This is a genomic window from Mesomycoplasma neurolyticum (assembly GCF_900660485.1).
In the GTDB taxonomy this organism is placed as follows: domain Bacteria; phylum Bacillota_I; class Bacilli_A; order Mycoplasmatales; family Metamycoplasmataceae; genus Mesomycoplasma_A; species Mesomycoplasma_A neurolyticum.
In genome coordinates this window covers 108,206-128,300 of sequence record NZ_LR214951.1, presented here as the reverse complement: position 1 = coordinate 128,300, position 20,095 = coordinate 108,206, and the positions used below count along the sequence as shown (strand labels likewise).

Sequence of the window (20,095 nt, the reverse complement as noted above, 5' to 3'; positions counted from 1 at the left end):
TTATTTGATATGGCTGCCCCAGTTAGATTCGAACTAACGCATCGCGGCACCAAAAACCGCTGCCTTACCGCTTGGCCATGGGGCAAAATGGTGGGGGGGGAGGGATTCGAACCCCCGAACCGTTAGGAAGTGGGTTACAGCCACCCGCGTTTGGCCGCTTCGCTACCCCCCCACAAAGAAAGCAAAAATATTATACATTATTTTTTATAAAAAAAAAATTTTTTTTATAATAATTTTAGAAAATCTTCTTCAGTAAGAATGTTTATTTTTAATTCTTTTGCTTTTGTATATTTACTACCTGGGTTTTCTCCTAATAATAAATAATTAGTGTTGGCACTAATACTAGAAGAAATTTTTCCTCCATTTTCTTCAATTATTTTTTTAAAATAATTTCTCGGTTTAGTTAATGTTCCTGTAATAACAAAGACTTTATCTTTAAAAATTAAATTATTGTTTTGTTGTTTTTGCTCAAAAATAAAATCAATATTTTTTAATTTATTTAAAAAAGAAATATTATTTTCATTTTTTAAATAAAGTTGGATTTGTTCAACAATAATTGGTCCTAAATTTTTTATATTTAACAATTTATTATAATCATAATTAATAAACTCATCAATAGTGTTTATTTCATTAGCTAAAAGCTTAGCATTTCTTAAACCAACATTTTTTATTCCTAAACCATAGATAAATTTTGCAATTGTTGTTTTTTTTGAAACTTCGATTGCTTTTAAAAGTTTTTGTGCTGATTTTTGCCTAAAGCCTATTTCACTTAATTCTTTTAATTTGTTTTTCAAATTAAAAATATCATAAGCTGAAAAAATTATTTTATTTTTATATAAAGATTCAACTGTTTTTTTAGATAATGTCTCAACATTTATTGCTTCTTTTGAAAAAAAATGTAATATTTTATTTAAAATAATAGGAATGCAATTTTCATTTAAACAAAATTGCTCCTTATCGGTAGTATGAATTTTTTGTCCACAAAATGGACAGTTAACTAAAATTTCTATGTTACTTTCACTAAATTTTTTAGTTGTACCAATGACTTGTGGTATTATTTCTCCAGCTTTTTTTATTTGCACTTCTTCATTTAGATTTATTTTTAGATTAATAATATTTTGATAATTATGCAAATAAGCTTTCGAAACCTTTGTACCATTCAGAATAACAGGTTCAAGTTTTGCAATATACGCTAATTTTCCTGTTCTTCCAATTTGATAATCAATACCTATTAATTTAGTATTTACAATTTCATCATAAAATTTAAAAGCAATTGCTCCTTTTGGAAATTTAGAAGTTACACCTAATTTATTAAATAAATCAAAATCATTTATTTTTACTACACAACCATCTATTTCATAGTCAAGAGTATTTTTTAAATTCATAATCTTTTCAATATGTTTATATGCTTTTGAAATACTTTTAGTTTTAAGACCTAAATCATTAACTGAAAAGTTGTTTTCTTTTAAAAAATCAATAGTTTTATCATGAGTTAAAAGATTATGAGAAAAAGGATTAATAACTTGATAAAAAAAAGCACTCAAATAACTAATTTCATTATTTAAATCTTTTTTTCTTCTTAAAATTCCTGCAGTTGCATTTCTTGGATTGGCTAAAATATTGTTTGATTTAGATTTTAATTTTTCAAAATCAGTTTTGGACAAAAAAATTTCGCCCCTTATTTCAAGTGGTAGCATATAGTTAATTTTTTTATTTATAAAATTTGAAGACATTTTTAAAACATTTTCTGTTATATCTTCACCTTCAATCCCATTACCTCTTGTTAATGCTTTTATTAAATTACCATTTTCATAATAAATAGCAATTGACATTCCATCAATTTTAGGTTCTATATAAAATTCAATATTTCCATCTTGTTTCATTGCTTGAGCATCATTTGAAAATTTTTCTAACTCTTCAAATGAATAAGCTTTATTCAAAGATAACATTGATTGACTATGTTTTTCTTTTTTAAAAACACTGATATTTAATGGAGCAACTCTTTGAGTAGGTGAATTATCATTTTCTTCTTGACTAAAAAGATAGTAATAATTATGTTCAAGTTTTTGTAATAACTTAAAAAGTTTGTCATATTCATAATCTGAAATTTCAGAAATGTTTTTTTCAAAATATAACGAATCATGATAGATAATTTTTTTTCTTAAATCAACTATCTTTTCTTTTATTTTTTGCTCATTTTCTTTCATTGTTAAATCCTTTGTGATGATAAAAGTCATCATTTAGGTAAAAAAATTACATCATATTCAATTAAAAATGCTACAACAACTAAAAGTATAAATCCAATTATAAAAAGAAAATCAAATCACTTTAATCTTAATGTTCGATATTTTGTTCTTTTCGCATATGATGAATAACCCCTTACTTCCATAGCGTTTGCTAAATCATCAGCTCTAGCAAAAGATAAAACAAACAGTGGAATAGTTAAAGAAACCATTGATTTAACCTTATCTTTAATTTTTCCATTTTTAAAATCAACACCTCTAGAAGCTTGAGCTTTGAGAATTCTATTTGTTTCAAGTAATAATGTAGGAATAAATCTTATAGCAATTGATATAATCATAGCAATAATAGAAGTATTAATTCTTAATAATTTCAAAGGAGACATAATATCTTCAATTGCTTTAGTTAATAAAATTGGCTTAGTTGTATAAATAAGTAATGTTGTAATAATTAACATTGTATAAATTCTAAGGGAAAGTGAAAAAACTTTCGTAAATTTAGCAGTAGTATAGACAAAACCTATTTTTTCCAAATTAATTCATTCTTTTTTAAATCAAGGTTCAATCTCGTCTTTTTTTAAATATTGAAATCCCAATCTTCAATAATCAAATGTCTTTCATTTTTCATCTGGAATATCTGATATAAAACTATAAAAAACTGACATAAAAACAAAAATAAAAAGCGGAACTTTAATCATTTTAAGCAAACTTAATGGTTTTTTAGTTATACAAACATATAAAATTAAAATTGGTAAAATAATTAGAAAAAATGTAAATAAATGACTAATAATAAAAAATAAAACTATAAATAGAATATTAAATAATAATTTAACTCTAGGGTCTAATTTATGCAAAAAAGTATTTTTATGCACATATTTTCCAACGCTTATTGTCATTATTTTTCCTTTCTATAGTGATTTATTCAATTTGCTAATTCTTTTTGTGTTACAACTTTTGGTACAGGAAGTCCTCTTTTTTTTAATTTGTCTATAAAAGACATTAATTTTGTAGGCTCCATTTTATTTTCTATTAAAAATTTATTATCACTTAATACATTGTATGTATCATCATCTCTGATAATTCTTCCTTTTTTAAAAACAATAGTTCTTTTTGTTCATGTTAATGCATTATCTAAATCATGAGTTGCAATTATTATTGTTTTTCCTTGTTTGTATAAATTATAAAAAATTTCAAGTGTTTCATTAATACCTGCAGGATCTAGTCCAGCTGTAGGTTCATCAAAAAAAATGACATCAGGATTCATAGCTAAAATCCCAGCTATTGCAACACGCCTTTTTTGCCCACCTGATAAATCAAAAGGTGATTGTTGTAAGAAGTCTTCATTTAATCCAACTAATTTTATAACCTCTTTTGCTCTTTTTAAAGCTTCATCTTTTGGAACGCCCATTGATAAAGCACCAAAAATTATATCTTTTTCAATGGTTTGTTCAAATAATTGATACTCAGCAAACTGAAAAACAACACCAATTCTTTTTCTTATTGCTTTAATTTTCTTAATTTTTTTTTGAAAAAATAAAGGTTTTTTAATAATTAAATAAGAATCTTCATTTTGTTTAGTTTTTTTATTATAATCAACATAAAAATATTCTATTTTTCCACCATCAGGAAGAATCAAACCGTTCATATGCTCAATAAATGTAGTTTTCCCACTTCCAGTTTGACCAATTATCGAAATAAATTCTCCTTGTGAAATGGTTGTAGACACTTTATTTAAAGCATTAAATTTGGTTGGTAAATCTTTATCATAAATTTTTACTAAATCACTAACTTTTATTTGCATATTTTTTCAAGCAATTCCTCTTCATCATATGTTGGTTCAATGCCTTCTATTAAACTAGAGAGTTTATAAACAAAAGGTGAATCAATTCTGGCTTTTTCAATTATTTCTTTATTTTTTAAAATTTCTTTTGGTGAGCCTTGAGCTATAACTTGACCTTTTGCCATAACAATTAATTCATCTGCTAAAATAGCTTCATCCATATTGTGTGTAATAGAAATCAATGTTTTAGTTTTTAAATTTTTAATATCTCTAATAATATTTAAAACATCTGTTTTTCCTTTTGGATCTAGCATTGAAGTAACTTCATCAAAAATAATAATTTTTGGATCTAAAGCTAAAATTGAAGCAATTGCAACTCTTTGTTTCATTCCCCCTGAAAGATTTTGTGGTTCTCTTTCAAGATGTTCAAACATGTCAATTTTTTTTGCCAATGAAAAAATTATGTCTTTCATCTTTGAAGGATCAACGGCTCTATTTTCTAAACCGAAAGCTATATCATCTTCAACTGTAGCTCCTACAAATTGATTGTCTGGATTTTGAAAAATAATCCCAATATTTTTTCTAACTTCAGCCAAGGTTTCTTTCGACATTAAAACATTATCAATATAAACTTCACCTGCAAAAGGTTTGTAAATACCAGCTAAAACCTTAGATAATGTGGATTTACCTGAACCATTATGTCCTAAAATAGCAATATATTTATTTTTTGGAAAAGTTATTGTTATATTATTTAAGGCTAACTTACCATCATCTGCATTTTTGTAAGAAAAAGAAATATTTTTGAGTTTTATCATAATTTTAAAATTATACATTAATTATATTTATTTTTATTTAGTTTATTTGTAATTACTAAATAATTAAAGATGCTGCTTTAACATAAGAACGCAAAAGTTTACCAGCGCCTAATTTAGTCCCTCCAAAATAACGTACAACTATAATTAAAGAATTCATTTGTTTTTTTAATTGTAAAAAACATAATAATGGTTTGCCAGCTGTGCCTCTGGGTTCACCATCATCAAAAAAACCCATTTTTTGCTCATTGATAATATAAGCATAACAAATGTGCCTAGCTTTTTTATGCTCTTTTTTTATTTTTTGTATAATAGAATTAATTTCTTCAACAGTTTCAATGTTGAAAAAATAAGGAATAAATTTTGATTTATTCACTTCATAAACAACAGTTTTTTTCATTAGTTTCATGGCAAAATTAAAAAATAATTTTAATAATATTGTTTTAGCTCTTTTTTAGCTTGTTGTTTTTTTTCACTTTCCCTTTTATCTGCTTTGTTCTTTCCTTTAGCTAATGCTAAAGTTAATTTGATTTTATTTTTATTGTTAAAATAAATATCTAATGGGATTAAAGTGTAACCTTGTTGTTTTTGTTTCAAACTAATTCTTAACAATTGATTTTTATGCATCAAAAGTTTTCTTGATCTTGTTTCTTCGCCTTTAACACTCATGTATAAAGATATATGAGCATTTACTAAAAATAATTCATGCTTTTTAAATGATGCAAAAGAATTTGAAAGATTTATTTTTTTAGCTCTAAGAGATTTAACTTCCCAGCCAAACAAAACTATTCCACATTCAAATTTTTCATAAATTTCATAGTTAAAATTAGCACTTTTATTTTTTGCAATAACAAAAGCCATTATTACTCTTCCTTGAGTGGTCTATTTCAAATTTTTTCAATTATTTCACTAATTGGTGTTTTTAAATAAATAATTTCATAAAGTGCAAAAACTATTGGTAAGCTTAAATTATTATGATCTGCTATTTTTTTAACAACATTAATTCCTGTTAAACCTTCAACAGTTGTTTTGTTTTCTTCGATTGTCAACTGATTTTTAATAAATTCATAACCAAAAGTGTAATTTCTAGATAATGGACTAAGTGCTGTAACTATTAAATCACCCATCCCTGTGAGACCCATTAAGGTTTTATTTTTACCACCTAAAAATTCATTAAATTTTTTAGCTTCTGCAAAACCTCTTGTCAAAAAGGCAGCAATAGTATTTATTCCATAACCTGCAGCAAACATCATCCCTGAAGCAATAGCTAAAATATTTTTGTAAACACTACCAACTTCAGCACCAATTTCATCGCTTTGTAAATAAGTCTTAAAATATTTATTATTAAAAAATGGTTGAAGTTTTTTACTCTCTTCTAAGTTATCACTTACTAATGTTACAATTGTAAATTGTTCTCTCACAATTTCTTCAGCATGCGAAGGTCCTAAAAGCGATACTACAGAAATAATATTTTTATTTTCTTTTGATTTTTCCTTTAGTCCTTGTTGAAGCGAAATGTTTTTATTTGGATAAAACCCTTTTGAACAATTAATAATTACAGTTGGTTTGGTTATCTCCGTTAAAATTTTTTCAAAAACAACATCTATAATTTTAGAAGGTAGAGCTAAAACAATATAATTAGCATAAGTTATAGCTTTGTTTAAGTCTAAAGTTGTATTTAAATGTGGGATATTTCTTTCTTTTGGGAAATATTTTAAATTTTGACCTTTATTTAAATCAGCAAGCTCTTTTTCATTAATACCATAAACGATAATGTTTTTATAGCCTGAATCATATATAACTTTAGCCATTGCTGTAGCCATTGCGCCTGAGCCTATAATTGCAAATTTATTTTCCACATTAACTCCTTTGCATAATTTTTTCAACAATTTTCAAATTGTTTTTAAATAAAAAATAATTTTTTTATATAGTAATTAATATAAAAAAATTATTTTAAATTCTTATTTTTTTCCTCACATCCGCAATCAATTGTTTGATTTTGAAGTTCCTCTAGAGTAACATAAAAGTGACAGTCATCTTCTTCTGGAATTGATGTTTTGTCTTCTTCTAAAGTTTCAGTTGTCTCTATAACTTCGCCTTTATCTACTTCAATTGTCTCGATAACTTCTTCTTCATTAATTGAGTTAATTGATTCACTCATATGTTCTTGTTCTATAACTTCATCTTCATCTACTTCAATTGTCTCAACAAATTCAGTTACATCTTCTGATTCTGTAAACTCATCCACTATTTCATCTTTTGGCTCATCAATAATTTCTAAAATTTCTTCATTGATTTCAGATATTTCAGGTTCTGGTTCTAATTCGAATATATCATATTCATCTTTAGTCAACAATAGATTTAAATGTTCAGAATTTAAATTTTCTAATTCTGTAGTTTTGCTTTTGAATTTTTCACAAAATGCAACTAACTTAAAGGTTTTTTGAATTCATTGTCATAGTTCAACTCTATTTAATTCTGACTCTTCAATTCTCATTATTCCATGAATTAACAACCCACTTGATCTATCAATTAATCTTTCTCTAGCAAAATCTGTTAATTCTGGCAATATCAGAGTATTGTAATGATTATTTTTAGACAATAAATATAATTTGTTATCTGTAACAACTAATATGTTGTCAGCCTTTTGCTCTGCAAGTGTCTTTTTAATAGCTTCATCAACATCATTTGTTTCACTTAATGTTAATAATTCACTTTGATCTAAGATAGTTAATCAACTTTCATCAATAAGTGATTTAACTCTTGGTAAAAGAACAGTTTCTTTAGTTAAATTTTTAAGTTTTGATAAAACAAAAGAATTTAAATTAGGTCTATAAATAAATGGTTTATGTCTTAATTTAACTTCTTTAATTATTTCTTGGTAACTTTCAAATGATTTAGTACTTAATAATGATTCAGAAGATGCTAAAACAAAAGTATTAAAATTAATTCTTTCTAGTTGGTTTGTAGATAAAATGGTTTCATCAGAATTTAGAACAAAATCATGTCATGAATGTCTTTTATCTGGATTTGTAATTAAATTTAAAGTGCTTACATTTAAATTATCTAATTCTTTTTTAATAACATCAGCTTTTTGATTTTCTCCAATTGTTGTTAAAAGTTTGACAATATTATGTTTCTTTTCAGCTAATCTTTCAACTATGTTATATGTGCTTCCAAGAATTTTTTGATTTTCATCAACAATAATTTCACCAGAAATTAAAGCAGTTTTTGTTTTTCTTCATTCCACATTAATTGGGTTTAATTCAAAAGCAGCGCCACCTTTTAAATTAGTAAATTTCGCTTTTAATAAACCTGGAATGTAATATTTGCTTGTAAATGTATATTCTCCATGGTTAATAAAAATTTCAATAACAGAATTATCTAAGAAAATTTCCAAAAAGTGGATTCTTGGTATTTTTTTAGTTCAAACTTGACCAAATTCTTTACCTACAACAAATAAAGATCGTGACTTATCAACACTAAATTCACCTTTTTCCCATTTAATAATAAATTTTTTCCCTTCATCATTAAAAAACTCAATTTCAAAGTCTTTTTCTTCAAATTTATCATTAAAATTATTTACAATAATATTTTGTAATCTATTAGCAAATGACATTTCATTTTCAATTGCTGAATAAACTTTTCTTAATTTGTAAATATTAGGATGAACATTTTGGAAAATTGATTTATCTTTATAACTTAAAATTCTTGGTAATGAGAGATTATTCATTCATCCATTTTCTATCGCTAATTCATCATCAGCATTTGAATTAGAAATTAAAGAAAACATTACAAAGTCTGTATCATTTTCAAAAATTCTACTTCCATAAAAATCAAACCCTTCATCAACTTTTTGTATTTTTTCAACATCAAAAGTTAATTTTTTAAAGTCTAATTTTCCAATTACAAAATATGTAGAGTTTGGATTCATAGTATTTTCATCAACAAATTTTGTTTTTCCAACAGTAGAAAATAAGAAAACATCTTTATCATTTAACTTGAAATAAACAGGCGAAACAAAAAAGTAAGCATCTCAAAATAGTAACTGATCATTAAAAGTAATTTCACCTTCATATTTAAAATCACGATCTGGAAAATCTGATTTATAAACAGCTAATGCTCCTTGTGAATTATAATTTTGAATACCTAAAATAATGTAAAATGACCCATTAATGTAATAACATTTTGGATTTCTCGAAACTGGAGTTTGTTTGTAACGATCCATTTTAAATAAAACTTTTTTAGTTTCTTTTTTTATTTGGGATGTTTCAGGATCGAATTCAGCTACCAATGTGTAAGTCATAGTGTTTTCAGGGTCGAAATCAATATCACTTTCATTAAAGCCAGTGTAATATCTATAAAACTTACCTTTGTATAATAAGTCACCACCTGCTAAAATTGAATCTTTTTCTTCTTTAACTGTCGCCTCATTAGTAACTCCCACATCTTTATAATTTAAAAAATCTTGAGTTATAAAGGTTGAAATTTCTTTTAATTTTGATGATCCAAAAATTTTATTTGATTCATATGAGAGACTGTAATTTTTATTATGTTTAATTAAATTACTTGGAAGTCCTAAAATTCCAGAAAATGCAGATAAATGAAGTTTGTTATTAAAAACATCATTTTCTTTTTTGTTATGTCAAACATTTGATTCATTTAATTTTTGTTCTTTTTTGTCAACTGGAAAATCTATTTTTTTTAATTTATCATTATTTTTTTTTCTAAATTTAAATAACATATTTTTACTTCCTTTTTTGTACATTTTAATATATTAAAAATATTTTATTTAAATTATACTTTATTTTATAAAAATTTAATTTATTTTAGATATTAAAATTTAAAAAAATAAAATAAAAGATTTTTTCGGATAGTTCAAAATATAAAAAAAAAATTTTATTAATATAATATTTTATTAATATAATATGTAAAAAACATGAAAGGAAAAACATGAAAAAGTTTAAAAATTATTATGAAATACCAGAAAAATATAGATTTGATTTAGAACATTTATTAGAAGGTAAAACAATAAATCATTTAATTAATGAATTTGATAAATATAGTGATTTTCTAGTCCAAAATAAAGATAATCAGTTTAAAACAATAGAGAATTATTTAAAATATCAAAAAAAATCACAAGAATTTGGAATTTATTTGAACAAAGTTGATAACTATTTATATAATAAAAAATCAACAAATGTTGTTGATAGTGAAAATAACAAAAATTATGCTATTTTTAAAAATAAATTAGATCAATTTGAAGCAAAAATTGGTTCAACAATTTCTTTATTTTTCAAAAACATTGATAATATTGAGAAATGAAAAAATGATCCAAAAGTTAGTGAATATAAAAAAGATATTGATGATATGCTCGAATGTGAAAAATATAAATTAAATGATGAGATTGAAAAATTTATTGTTGATTCAAAACAAGGTGAAGTTTCATTATATGAAACATTTTCAATTTTATATAATAGTGAAACAAAGTTTAAAGACATAATTGATGAAAAAGGGAAAAAATATACTTTAAATTCTACAAATTATAAAAATTTTCTTTTAAACAAAAATAGCAACATTAGAAAACAAGCTTATGAAAATTTTTATAATGGTTATTTAGAACATAAATCTAGTTTTAGTTCTCTTTTAATACAACATATTAAATCAGATTCTACAAAAGCCAAAATTAGAGGTTATAAATCACTTGTGGACTCTAAATTATTTTCAGATAGAATTAATGTAAAATTAGTTGAAAATCTTTATAATACAACTAAAAAAAATATTTACATTTATAGAAAATATGAAAAATTAAATGCTATTTTTTATAAAAAGAAATACAATGAACCATATAATGTCTGAAATAGTAAACTACCTCTTATAAATGTAAAACAAAATTATAGCATTGAAGAAGCGAAAGAAATTCTTTTAGAAGCTATAAAACCAATGGGAAATGAATATTACAACAAAGTAAAAGAAGCTCTTGAACAAAGATGAGTAGATTATCACCATGTACCAAATAAAAGAGGTGGAGCTTATTCTATTGGTCAAAGTTATGGTGTTGAGAAGAAATTAATTTTAATGAATTATGATGGAACATTTGATGGTGTTTCAACATTAGCTCATGAAATGGGACATTCTATGCACTCATGATATAGTGACAAAACTCAGCCTTATGTTTTATCTAGTTATCCAATAATTTTGGCAGAAATTGCTTCTATTTTTAACGAACTAATGCTTTTAGATTATTTTTTCAATAAAAATAATAATATCAAATTGAAATTTGATTTAGTTAAAAAATCAATTGATGATTTTTATCAAACAGTAATAAAACAAACTTTTTGATCCAATTATGAATTTGAACTTTATAAAAAAATAGATAATAAAGAACCAATTAATTCATATGAAGCTTTAGAAGAAATTTATGTAAATATTCACAAAGATTATGCAAAAGATCCTAAAAAAATTAAAAAAGGAAAAATAGAAAATATCTCTAGTGTGACTATACCCCATTTTTATTATGATTTTTATGTTTATAAATATGCAGTAGGTTATATAGTGGCGAATATTTTTTATCAAAAATATAAGCAAAATGGTAAAAGTGAATTAGAAAATTACATTAAGAAGTTTTTATCAGCAGGTGGAAGTAAATGACCAATTGAAATTTTAAAAGATGCAGGTATTAATTTAGAAGAAGAATCAGTAATTCAACTTGCTTTTGATTTATTAAATGACAAGGTTAAAACTTTTGAAAAGTTAGGAAATCAAATTTTTAAAATTAAAAAAACAAAATAAATATTTAAGTTAATTAAAAAAACACCAATTTTTGGTGTTTTTTTAATTAAACAAAGAATAATATCATAAATATTATAAAGAGTAAAATAAATATTGCGATTGTAATTCATAAAATAAATCATAATGCAAAATTAGTTCTAGTTCAAAGTGTTTCAACCAAAAAATTTTCATTTCTTTCAACAGCATATTCTGTATCTTCTTTTGAAACTTCAACACAATCTCTATTAATAATGTTAATTTCATCAGCCATTCGAACATGAAGATTATCTCTCGCATTAATGTCTGTGATATCCATTACATTAACAGGAATAATTTCATTTGTAACTTGATTTCATAATACATAATTTCCATCATCAATTATGTTTTCATTTTGATTGTATGTTAATACTTTTCCTGAAACTACTAAATCATCTCTAGATAAATCAACAACCATTTCTTTTTCATCTAAAATGTCATCTTTTAATACATCAATAGATAAAGGGTCTTTATCGATTTCTCAATCCATAGAACAAAGATCATGACCTATTTCTGGTGATTCATCCATAATCTTTTGTGTTCTAGAATTGTATTCTCAAAGACTAATATCAGCATTGATAATCTTGCATTCTCTACATCATAATTCATGTTCTTCTCATTGATGTCCATGAATATTTAATTTAGCTAAATGGTCTTCCTCTTCTTTGATAAAGTCATTTTTATCTTTTTCACATTCTTCACAAATTTGAATTTCTTCTTCAACAATAGGTGCTGGAACTGTTTCTTCTAAAGCAGAAATTTGAGTATTTAAATCCAATATTTCTTCATCTAAATTCATGCACACTTCATTATTTTCACAGTTGCATTCTGATCCTAAAGCACTTGTTCATCTATCAACTTCTGATTCAACAATATAATCCTCTTTAAATTCTCATTCAGACATTCCTTCTTGCTGTATTAAGTTATTTGAAAATTCATCATCACTTCATAGATTATTACATCTAGGACATTCAGGTTGCTCTTCGAATTCATCGTATTCAGGATATTTACCATATAAAAGATCATTTGTTGGATCAAATTCTGGTTCAGGCTCAAAAATAATTTCTTCAGCTTCAGGAAGTAAATTTGCTACTTCGCAACCATGACAAGGTGAGAATTCGTCTAATAATTCATTTTCATTTTGTAATAATTTACAATCTTGACATTCAAAATCAGGTTCAGGGGTAGGTTCAATTTCGATATATTCATATTTTTCAGTTTCATCAACTGAAAAAGTAGGTTCAGATTCAATTACTTCTTCTTGGTATTCATAGATAACTTCATCTGTTGGTTCTTCATTATCTAATACATTCAAATTATGCATATGTGTATCAGTTAAATGATATGTAGAAGTGTCACCAATACATAGCTCACATGTATCATCAAGATTTTTATGATGAATATCTATATCATCTAAATCAGAAACATAACCTTCTTCAATAACATACTCTCTAGTTGCTCTTTTTGCAATAATTTCTTCTTTAATAGCTTGAACATCATCGAGATTAAAACTTGCTGTTGTTATTGTATAATTTGATTGAGTTAAAATTTCTGGTTGCTCAACTTCAACAGGTATATCATAAATTGGAGTAGGAATTTCAACAACTTCTTTTTCAACCGAAGTGGTAATATCTTCTTCCTTTTTATTTTTAAAGTGAACAATTTCAACCTCAACATTTTCTTGATCTTCATCAATTCTAGTTTTAATTGAACTAACAAAAACCTCGTTTTCTCTTAATCACATAGTTGCATTAAGTTTTAAAGATTTCAAGTGTTCTATAGTTTCTTCTAGAGAATGAAAAATTTTATATTCTTTCTCCTTCATCGCTTTAAAACGATATTCAAATTCACCTGTTTTTTTATTTTTGATTTTTGAACAATAAAACTTTAATATCATGTTTTTTTCTCCTGCATTATTTTAGATTTATTCTTTATTTTAATAAAATATTAAACTTTAAAAACAACGAATATTTTTTTGTGTTTATTTTTTTACTTTTAAACTAATTATTAAAATTTTACACTATTTTTTAAAATTGTTGCATTTAATTATACTATTTTATTAAATAAAATTAAATTATTACAAAAATAAAAAAAATATTTTGTAAATATAGCATAAAAAGTGCTAAACTTATTGTTAGTATATAATAAATACTCGAAAGGAAAATATGGAATTAAAAGATTTAGAAAAAAAATATAGAATTGATGACTTAAAACTTGAGGGAAAAAAAGTTTTGATCAGAGTAGATTTTAATGTCCCTATTGTTGAAGGAAAAATCACTTCTATAAAAAGAATTCAAGCATCTTTAAAAACAATACAAAAAGTTATAGATGATAAAGGAAAAGCGATTATTTTTTCACATTTGGGAAGAGTTAAATCAGAAGAAGATAAAATAAACAAAACTTTAAAACCAGTTGCAGATGAACTAAGTAAATTATTAAACAAAAATGTTATTTTTGTGCCAGAAACAAGAGGTGAAATTTTAGAAAATAAAATTGCGCAAATGAATGAAGGTGATGTTTTATTAGTTGAAAATACAAGATTTGAAGACTTAAATGATAAATCTGAATCAAAAAATAGTGAAGAACTAGGAAAATATTGAGCATCACTTGGAGATGTGTTTATTAATGATGCTTTTGGAACTGCACATAGAAGCCATGCATCTAATGTGGGGATATCAAATAACATTGAAGTGGCAGCTATGGGATATTTAATGGAAAAAGAGATCAAAGCTTTAAATAAAGTATTAGTAAATCCTCAAAGACCTTTTGTTGCTGTTATTGGTGGAGCTAAGATATCAGATAAAATTAATATAGTATCTAGCTTATTAGAAAAAGCAGATAAAGTTTTAATTGGTGGTGGAATGGCATTCACCTTTAGATATGCACTTGGATATGATGTTGGTGAGTCATTATTAGATTTATCAAAAGTTGAATTAGCAGAAAGTTTAATTAAAAAATATGGTAAAAAACTTATTTTACCTGTCGACAATGCAATTGGAATTAATTTTGAAAATCAACCAAGAGTTGAAAATGGAAACACAAATCCTTTTAAAATTAATGTTAATGAAATGGGAATGGATATTGGACAATATACAATTGCATTATTTAGTTCTGAATTAAAGAAAGCTAAAACAATTTTATGAAATGGACCTGTTGGTATTACAGAATTGGATAATTTCAAACATGGAACAGAAGAAATTGCTAAAACTATTTCAAAAATTAGAGGTGGTTATAAAGTAGTTGGTGGTGGTGATTCAATAGCTGCTGTTGAAAAATTAGGATATGAATCAGCATTCAACCATATTTCAACTGGTGGAGGGGCTTCAATTGAATTTTTAGAAGGCAAAACACTTCCTGGTATAGCTGCTATCCATGATAAATAAAGTGATAAATAAAAAATAGAATGTCTAGTTGACATTCTATTTTTTTGAAAATTTAAGACTTATTAAATTAAATTATTTTCAATCATTGTTTTTTTAATAGTTTCTAAAACTGCACTTTCATTTTCTCCTGAAACTTCAACTATTAAAGTAGAACCAGCCTTGATCCCTAATGACATAATATTCATAATTGATTTAGCATTAGCTATTCTATTATCAGAAGTAATAATTTTAATTTCTGCTGGAAATTTAGCAGCTATTTGTGCTATTTTAGATGCAGGTCTAGCGTGTAATCCTAAAGGATCTACTATTTTAGCAGTGAATGATACCATTTTGTCTCCTTATTTATTTTAAATTTTTATTTAATTTACTTAAATAATTTTAGCATATTTATTATTAAAATTAAAGTAATGGTTTAAATAATAAAACAAAAATTTTATTAATTCTATGTTTTTTATTATTTTTTTTCTTAAAAAAAGGTGTTATAACATCATGCTTCTTTAAATATTCAATATGTTGTAAATATTCATTAATAGCATTACCTGTTATTAAAATATTAATTTCATATTGCGAATACAAACTTCGAATATCTAAGTTCATAGTTCCAATATAACCTATTTCATCATCAATAATAATCGCTTTACTATGGGCGAAAGAATTTTCATAACTAAAAATTTCAGCCCCTAATTTTTCAAGTTCTCTGCAATAATATAAAGTAAAAGGTTTGACATAATTTTTATCAAATTTACCTGGAATGTAAATTTTAATTTTTCTATTAGTCATTAAAATTTCTTTTAAAGCAATAAATATCCTTTCTGTCGGAATAAAATAAGGTGTAAAAATTTTTATTTCTTTTTTAGAGCTATAAAATAATTGAATTAAATAAGTTTCTAATAGTGATATGTCAACATTGGGGCCGCCTTGAAAGATTGCCCCTAGATTATCAAAGGTTTTTGTCTCATTTTTGTGTACATATTTATGGCTAGAAATAATTTCATGATTAGTTCACGAATTTCAATCATCAACAAAAGCTTGTGAAATATCTTCAACAATAGGTCCTTCCAATCTTAAATTAGTATCAAATCAAATACCGTAATATGGGCTAAAATTTGAATATTCATCAGAAATATTGTTTCCGCCAATATATGCAATTTCTCCATCTATAATAAAAATTTTTTTGTGGATTCTATAAAAACTTCTAGATGAAATAAAAGGAAATTTTAATTTGTTATAAGTGATAAGTTGAATATTTTCTTTTTTTAACATTTCTTTATCTTTTTTTAAAACTTCATACGAACCTAAACCATCAAGTATCAACCGTATTTCAACACCTTCTTTAGCTTTTTTGATTAAAATAGTTTTTAATCTGTTTCAAATAAAACTTTTTTTAACAATAAAAATTTCAATATGAACAAATTTTTTTGCTCTCATGATATCTTGAAACATTGTTTCATAAAAATCAAAACCATTAAAAATAAAATTGTATTCAAAATTTTTCGGTGTATTTCCAAATATTGAATTTATTTGATGGAAATAATTACTTTGAGCTAAAAATTTTTTATTTTCTTTTTCATATTGATAATGATGAAAATTATTTTTTTGTTTTAAATATTGTAGTTCACTAATTCTTTTATGGTATTTTCTTCCAAAAATAACAAAAAGACTTTGACCTAAAAATGGAAAAAAAATCATAAATAAAATTCAAGAAATTTTTGCATCAATATGTCTTTCTTGATTTAAAATAAAAATTATTGATAAAATATTAAGAATATAAAAAAGAAAAAATGCAACTATTATTTCTATACTTCAAGATTTTTTTAACAATTTATAAAAAAACCAACCTAACACAAGAAATAGCGTTGTTAAAACTAATAAAAATAAAATATAAAGCACTTTTTGAATGTATTTATTTTTAATCATTTGGTAAAATTATAGCAAATAAAACAAAAAACTAAGGAGTAAAAATGAATTTGAATGAGATTAAAACATTAGAAGACTTAAAACTTGCTAAAAATAAATTTTACGGACCAAACGGAGAAATTTTTGCTTTAACACAAAAACTTAAAACTGCAAATAAGGATGAGAAAATTTTAATAGGAAAACAAATAAAAACATTAAAAGAAAATATAGAAATTCAATTTCAATTACTAGCAGAAAAAATTGAAAAAAATAAAATTTATAAACAAATAGAGAATGAATGAATTGATGTAGAAGAACCTTTGTATAATAATTCCACATTACATCCATTGACTTTGATTATCCAAAGAATAAAAGAATGATTTTTACAAAATGGATATTTTGAAATGGAAGAAAGTGAAATAACTAATGATGAATATAATTTTGAAAGATTAAACATTCCTAAAAGTCACCCAGCTAGAGAAATGCAAGATTCATTGTTTTTTGATGAAAATATTTTACTTAGAACACATAACACGGGGATAAGTGCTTTAGTTTTAGAAAAGAACAAAAATAAAAGTTTTGCACAATTTTCAATTGGTAAAGTTTATAGAAATGATGAAGATGATCAAACACATTCACATCAATTTACACAATTAGATTTTGTAAATGTTGGTTATGTAAATTTCCCAAATTTAATTTGAACTTTAAAATCATTTTTATCCTATGTTTTAGAGGAAAAAGTCGAAATTAGATTGAGACCTTCTTACTTTCCTTTTACTGAACCATCAGTTGAAGTGGATGTTCTATATAAAAATAACTGAATTGAAGTTTTAGGTGCAGGTATGTTGCATCACAATGTTTTAAAAATAGCTGGTTATACAAACGACATGAATGCTTTTGCAGCTGGCATCGGAATAGAAAGATTAGCTATGATAAAATATAAAATTAGTGATATTAGAGAATTATATAAAAATGATTTAAGATTTTTAAATCAATTTAGAAAGGTAAAATAATGATTTTTTCTTTTAAAAAACTTAAGCAAATGGCTAATTTAGAGTCACAGATTCAAATAAAAAATGTAGTTGATGCGATTAATTCTATTGGATTTGAGGTAGAAGAATATTGAAAATTCAATGAAATAGAAGGTATTAAATTTGGGCATATTATTAAAACATATAAAAATCCTAATGCTGATAAATTGACAGTTTGTGAAATAGAATTTAATGACAAAACTAGAATTATTCAAACAAATGCAACAAATGTAAAAGCTAATGACTATATCATGGCTTTTGTACCTGGAAGCAAAAGTAAAAATATAATTTTCACCGAAAAAGAACTTAAGGGCATAATTTCAGAAGGAATGTTAGTTTCCTTAGATGAATTAGGTTTTGACAAAAATTTAGTTTGAAAAAAATTTGAAAATGGCATTTTTACCTTTGATAAAGTTGATTTAAATTTAGATCCATTAGATTATTTCGATCTTGATGATTATTTGATAAATGTTACAATTTTATCAAATCGTCCTGATGCAAATTCATATTACATAATGGCAAGAGAATTGGCGGCTTTTTTTCATAGCACATTTAAAGAAATAGAGTTTCAAAATCCTAATTTAAAAACTACTTTTGAATTTCAGAATAATTTAGGGGTTTTAACAGGAATTGAAGCTAAAGTAGATAAAAAGTTCAAACTCACTATTAATGATTCATTTTTAATTTTGAAATCTAACATCAAACTTATTAGTCCTTATATAGATTTAAGTAATTTAATTTTTTTACTTTCAGGTATGCCAAATCATGCATATAATAAAAAAATGATTAATTCGCCTTTGAAAGCGAAATTATTTAGTCAAACTACAAAAGTTCTTGGTGGAAAAGAAATTAATTTTGATAATTCACTAGGAATTGTTGATGGAAATAAAAACATTGTTTCTATTGCTGGGATAATTGGAATAGAAAAGTATTCTTTAAATGATGATAGTGAAAATCTAATATTTGAAATTGGAAAGTTTCCAATTAAAAATATTAGAGATACACAAAAACAATTAAAACTTGAAACAAATTCATTTAAGCAATCATCTAAAAATATTTCTTTTGGAACTATGGAATTAGGTCATAAATATTTAAGTAATTATTTAAGTATTTTTTCTGAACCTATTAATTTAAAAAAACCAGAAAATAAAACATTATTTTTTGACAAAGATAAAATAAATAAAATTGCTGGTTTTAATATAACAAATAGTTTAGATTTTACAAAAGTTAAAAAATCGCTTGAAATTTTAGGATTTATTTTTAAAAACGACAAAATTATTATTCCCAATTATAGAAATGATGTTGAAAACATAAATGATATAATTGAAGAAATTTTAAGATTTTATGGTTATTCAAAAATTAAAGAACTACAGCCTAAAAATCAAACTTTTTCAATCCAATCACTAGATACATTAAAAGAAGAAGTTGCTGCTAATGGTTTTCATGAAGTGAGAAGTTACACATTAACTTCATTTGAAAAAAATATTTTCAATCCATTTGATTTTAAAGATAATTTAACTCTTAAAACATTTGTTTCAAAAGAAAGAGAACAAATTAGAAATTCATTGTCTATTTCATTAGAAGAAATAATAGAATATAATCAAAAAAGAAAAATTAATGATATTTCCATTTTTGAAATTGGAATGGTAAATTCTTGAAACAAAGTTTTATGTTTAGCAAGTACAACTAAAAATTTTAATGATTTAAAACAAATTATTTTAAATTTATTTAATAGTGATTTTACTTTCGAAAGAACAAATAATGAAATTTTTCACAATAATGTAAGTGCTTTTATTTTAAAAGATAATGTAAAAATTGGTTGAATTGGAAAAATATCTCCATTTATTAGTAAAACTAATGCATTTTATGCTGAAATTAATATAGAAAAAGCAAAAAATTATATTGTTAATGAATTTCAAAATTATGATAATTTACCATTAAAAATTAGGGATTTAACATTTGAACTTCAAGAAAAAGAAAGTATTAGTTCAAAAATAAAAACTTTAAATAATGAATTAGACAATATTTACAACATAAAAATAAAAGATATTTTTATTCAGGACAATATTAAAAAAGTAACTATTCAAATTGTCTGCGATGAAAAAACTTCTAAAAAAATAGATTTAAAGTATAATAGTTAGATTGT

15 protein-coding genes and 2 tRNA genes are annotated in these 20,095 nt (G+C 24.2%); 4 read left to right on the top strand and 13 right to left on the bottom strand.

The window, feature by feature from the left end; genetic code table 4:
- Positions 1–10 precede the first annotated feature (10 nt).
- The 10 genes from EXC65_RS00560 to EXC65_RS00515 all read right to left on the bottom strand — a co-directional run bounded on the left by EXC65_RS00560 (position 11) and on the right by EXC65_RS00515 (position 9,576).
- A tRNA-Gln gene (locus EXC65_RS00560) sits at positions 11–85 on the bottom strand.
- Between the two features lie 3 nt (positions 86–88).
- A tRNA-Tyr gene (locus EXC65_RS00555) sits at positions 89–172 on the bottom strand.
- A gap of 52 nt (positions 173–224) precedes the next feature.
- Positions 225–2,240, bottom strand: coding sequence for an NAD-dependent DNA ligase LigA (gene ligA, locus EXC65_RS00550; RefSeq protein ID WP_129719562.1), 2,016 nt, complete (start codon positions 2,238–2,240; stop codon positions 225–227).
- A complete protein-coding gene (locus EXC65_RS00545) occupies positions 2,210–3,136 on the bottom strand; it encodes an energy-coupling factor transporter transmembrane component T family protein (RefSeq protein ID WP_129719560.1) in 927 nt (308 codons plus the stop codon). Before EXC65_RS00545 ends, ligA begins: the two co-directional genes overlap by 31 nt.
- Complete coding sequence (locus tag EXC65_RS00540; RefSeq protein WP_129719559.1) at positions 3,136–4,041, bottom strand: ATP-binding cassette domain-containing protein; 906 nt, start codon at positions 4,039–4,041, stop codon at positions 3,136–3,138. The genes EXC65_RS00545 and EXC65_RS00540 overlap by 1 nt, the downstream gene beginning before the upstream one ends.
- Entirely contained in the window at positions 4,032–4,835 is an 804-nt protein-coding gene (locus tag EXC65_RS00535; protein WP_129719558.1) for an energy-coupling factor transporter ATPase, read from the bottom strand. The genes EXC65_RS00540 and EXC65_RS00535 overlap by 10 nt, the downstream gene beginning before the upstream one ends.
- Before the next feature lie 55 nt (positions 4,836–4,890).
- Positions 4,891–5,241, bottom strand: coding sequence for a YigZ family protein (locus EXC65_RS00530; RefSeq protein ID WP_232018818.1), 351 nt, complete (start codon positions 5,239–5,241; stop codon positions 4,891–4,893).
- 20 nt (positions 5,242–5,261) lie between these two features.
- Positions 5,262–5,693, bottom strand: coding sequence for an SsrA-binding protein (smpB, locus tag EXC65_RS00525; protein WP_129719556.1), 432 nt, complete (start codon positions 5,691–5,693; stop codon positions 5,262–5,264).
- Between the two features lie 2 nt (positions 5,694–5,695).
- Positions 5,696–6,691 (bottom strand): NAD(P)H-dependent glycerol-3-phosphate dehydrogenase, encoded by a 996-nt coding sequence (locus EXC65_RS00520; protein WP_232018817.1) that lies wholly within the window; start codon positions 6,689–6,691, stop codon positions 5,696–5,698.
- Positions 6,692–6,780: 89 nt separating this feature from the next.
- The gene (locus EXC65_RS00515) at positions 6,781–9,576 is read right to left on the bottom strand and encodes a GH32 C-terminal domain-containing protein (protein ID WP_165001309.1); all 2,796 of its coding nucleotides are present in this window, start codon (positions 9,574–9,576) and stop codon (positions 6,781–6,783) included.
- A 209-nt stretch (positions 9,577–9,785) separates the two neighbouring features.
- Here EXC65_RS00515 and pepF point away from each other — a divergent pair, with 209 nt between their 5' ends.
- On the top strand, positions 9,786–11,624 hold the full coding sequence (pepF, locus tag EXC65_RS00510; RefSeq protein ID WP_129719553.1) for an oligoendopeptidase F: 1,839 nt from the start codon (positions 9,786–9,788) through the stop codon (positions 11,622–11,624).
- 46 nt (positions 11,625–11,670) lie between these two features.
- Here the strand turns inward: pepF and EXC65_RS00505 are convergent, their stop codons facing one another.
- Complete coding sequence (locus tag EXC65_RS00505) at positions 11,671–13,536, bottom strand: hypothetical protein (RefSeq protein ID WP_129719552.1); 1,866 nt, start codon at positions 13,534–13,536, stop codon at positions 11,671–11,673.
- A 268-nt stretch (positions 13,537–13,804) separates the two neighbouring features.
- On the opposite strand from EXC65_RS00505, the gene EXC65_RS00500 reads away from it, so the two are divergent.
- Entirely contained in the window at positions 13,805–15,022 is a 1,218-nt protein-coding gene (locus tag EXC65_RS00500) for a phosphoglycerate kinase (protein ID WP_129719551.1), read from the top strand.
- A 62-nt stretch (positions 15,023–15,084) separates the two neighbouring features.
- On the opposite strand, the gene EXC65_RS00495 is transcribed toward EXC65_RS00500, so the two are convergent.
- Together EXC65_RS00495 and EXC65_RS00490 are read right to left on the bottom strand one after the other, a co-directional pair.
- A complete protein-coding gene (locus EXC65_RS00495; protein ID WP_129719549.1) occupies positions 15,085–15,351 on the bottom strand; it encodes an HPr family phosphocarrier protein in 267 nt (88 codons plus the stop codon).
- Between the two features lie 70 nt (positions 15,352–15,421).
- Positions 15,422–16,843, bottom strand: coding sequence for a phospholipase D-like domain-containing protein (locus tag EXC65_RS00490; RefSeq protein ID WP_165001308.1), 1,422 nt, complete (start codon positions 16,841–16,843; stop codon positions 15,422–15,424).
- Between the two features lie 140 nt (positions 16,844–16,983).
- On the opposite strand from EXC65_RS00490, the gene pheS reads away from it, so the two are divergent.
- Positions 16,984–17,931 carry a phenylalanine--tRNA ligase subunit alpha gene (pheS, locus tag EXC65_RS00485; RefSeq protein WP_129719546.1) on the top strand — a complete coding sequence of 316 codons (948 nt, stop codon included), beginning with the start codon at positions 16,984–16,986 and terminating at the stop codon, positions 17,929–17,931.
- Positions 17,931–20,090 (top strand): phenylalanine--tRNA ligase subunit beta, encoded by a 2,160-nt coding sequence (locus EXC65_RS00480; protein WP_129719545.1) that lies wholly within the window; start codon positions 17,931–17,933, stop codon positions 20,088–20,090. The genes pheS and EXC65_RS00480 overlap by 1 nt, the downstream gene beginning before the upstream one ends.
- Positions 20,091–20,095: the final 5 nt, after the last annotated feature.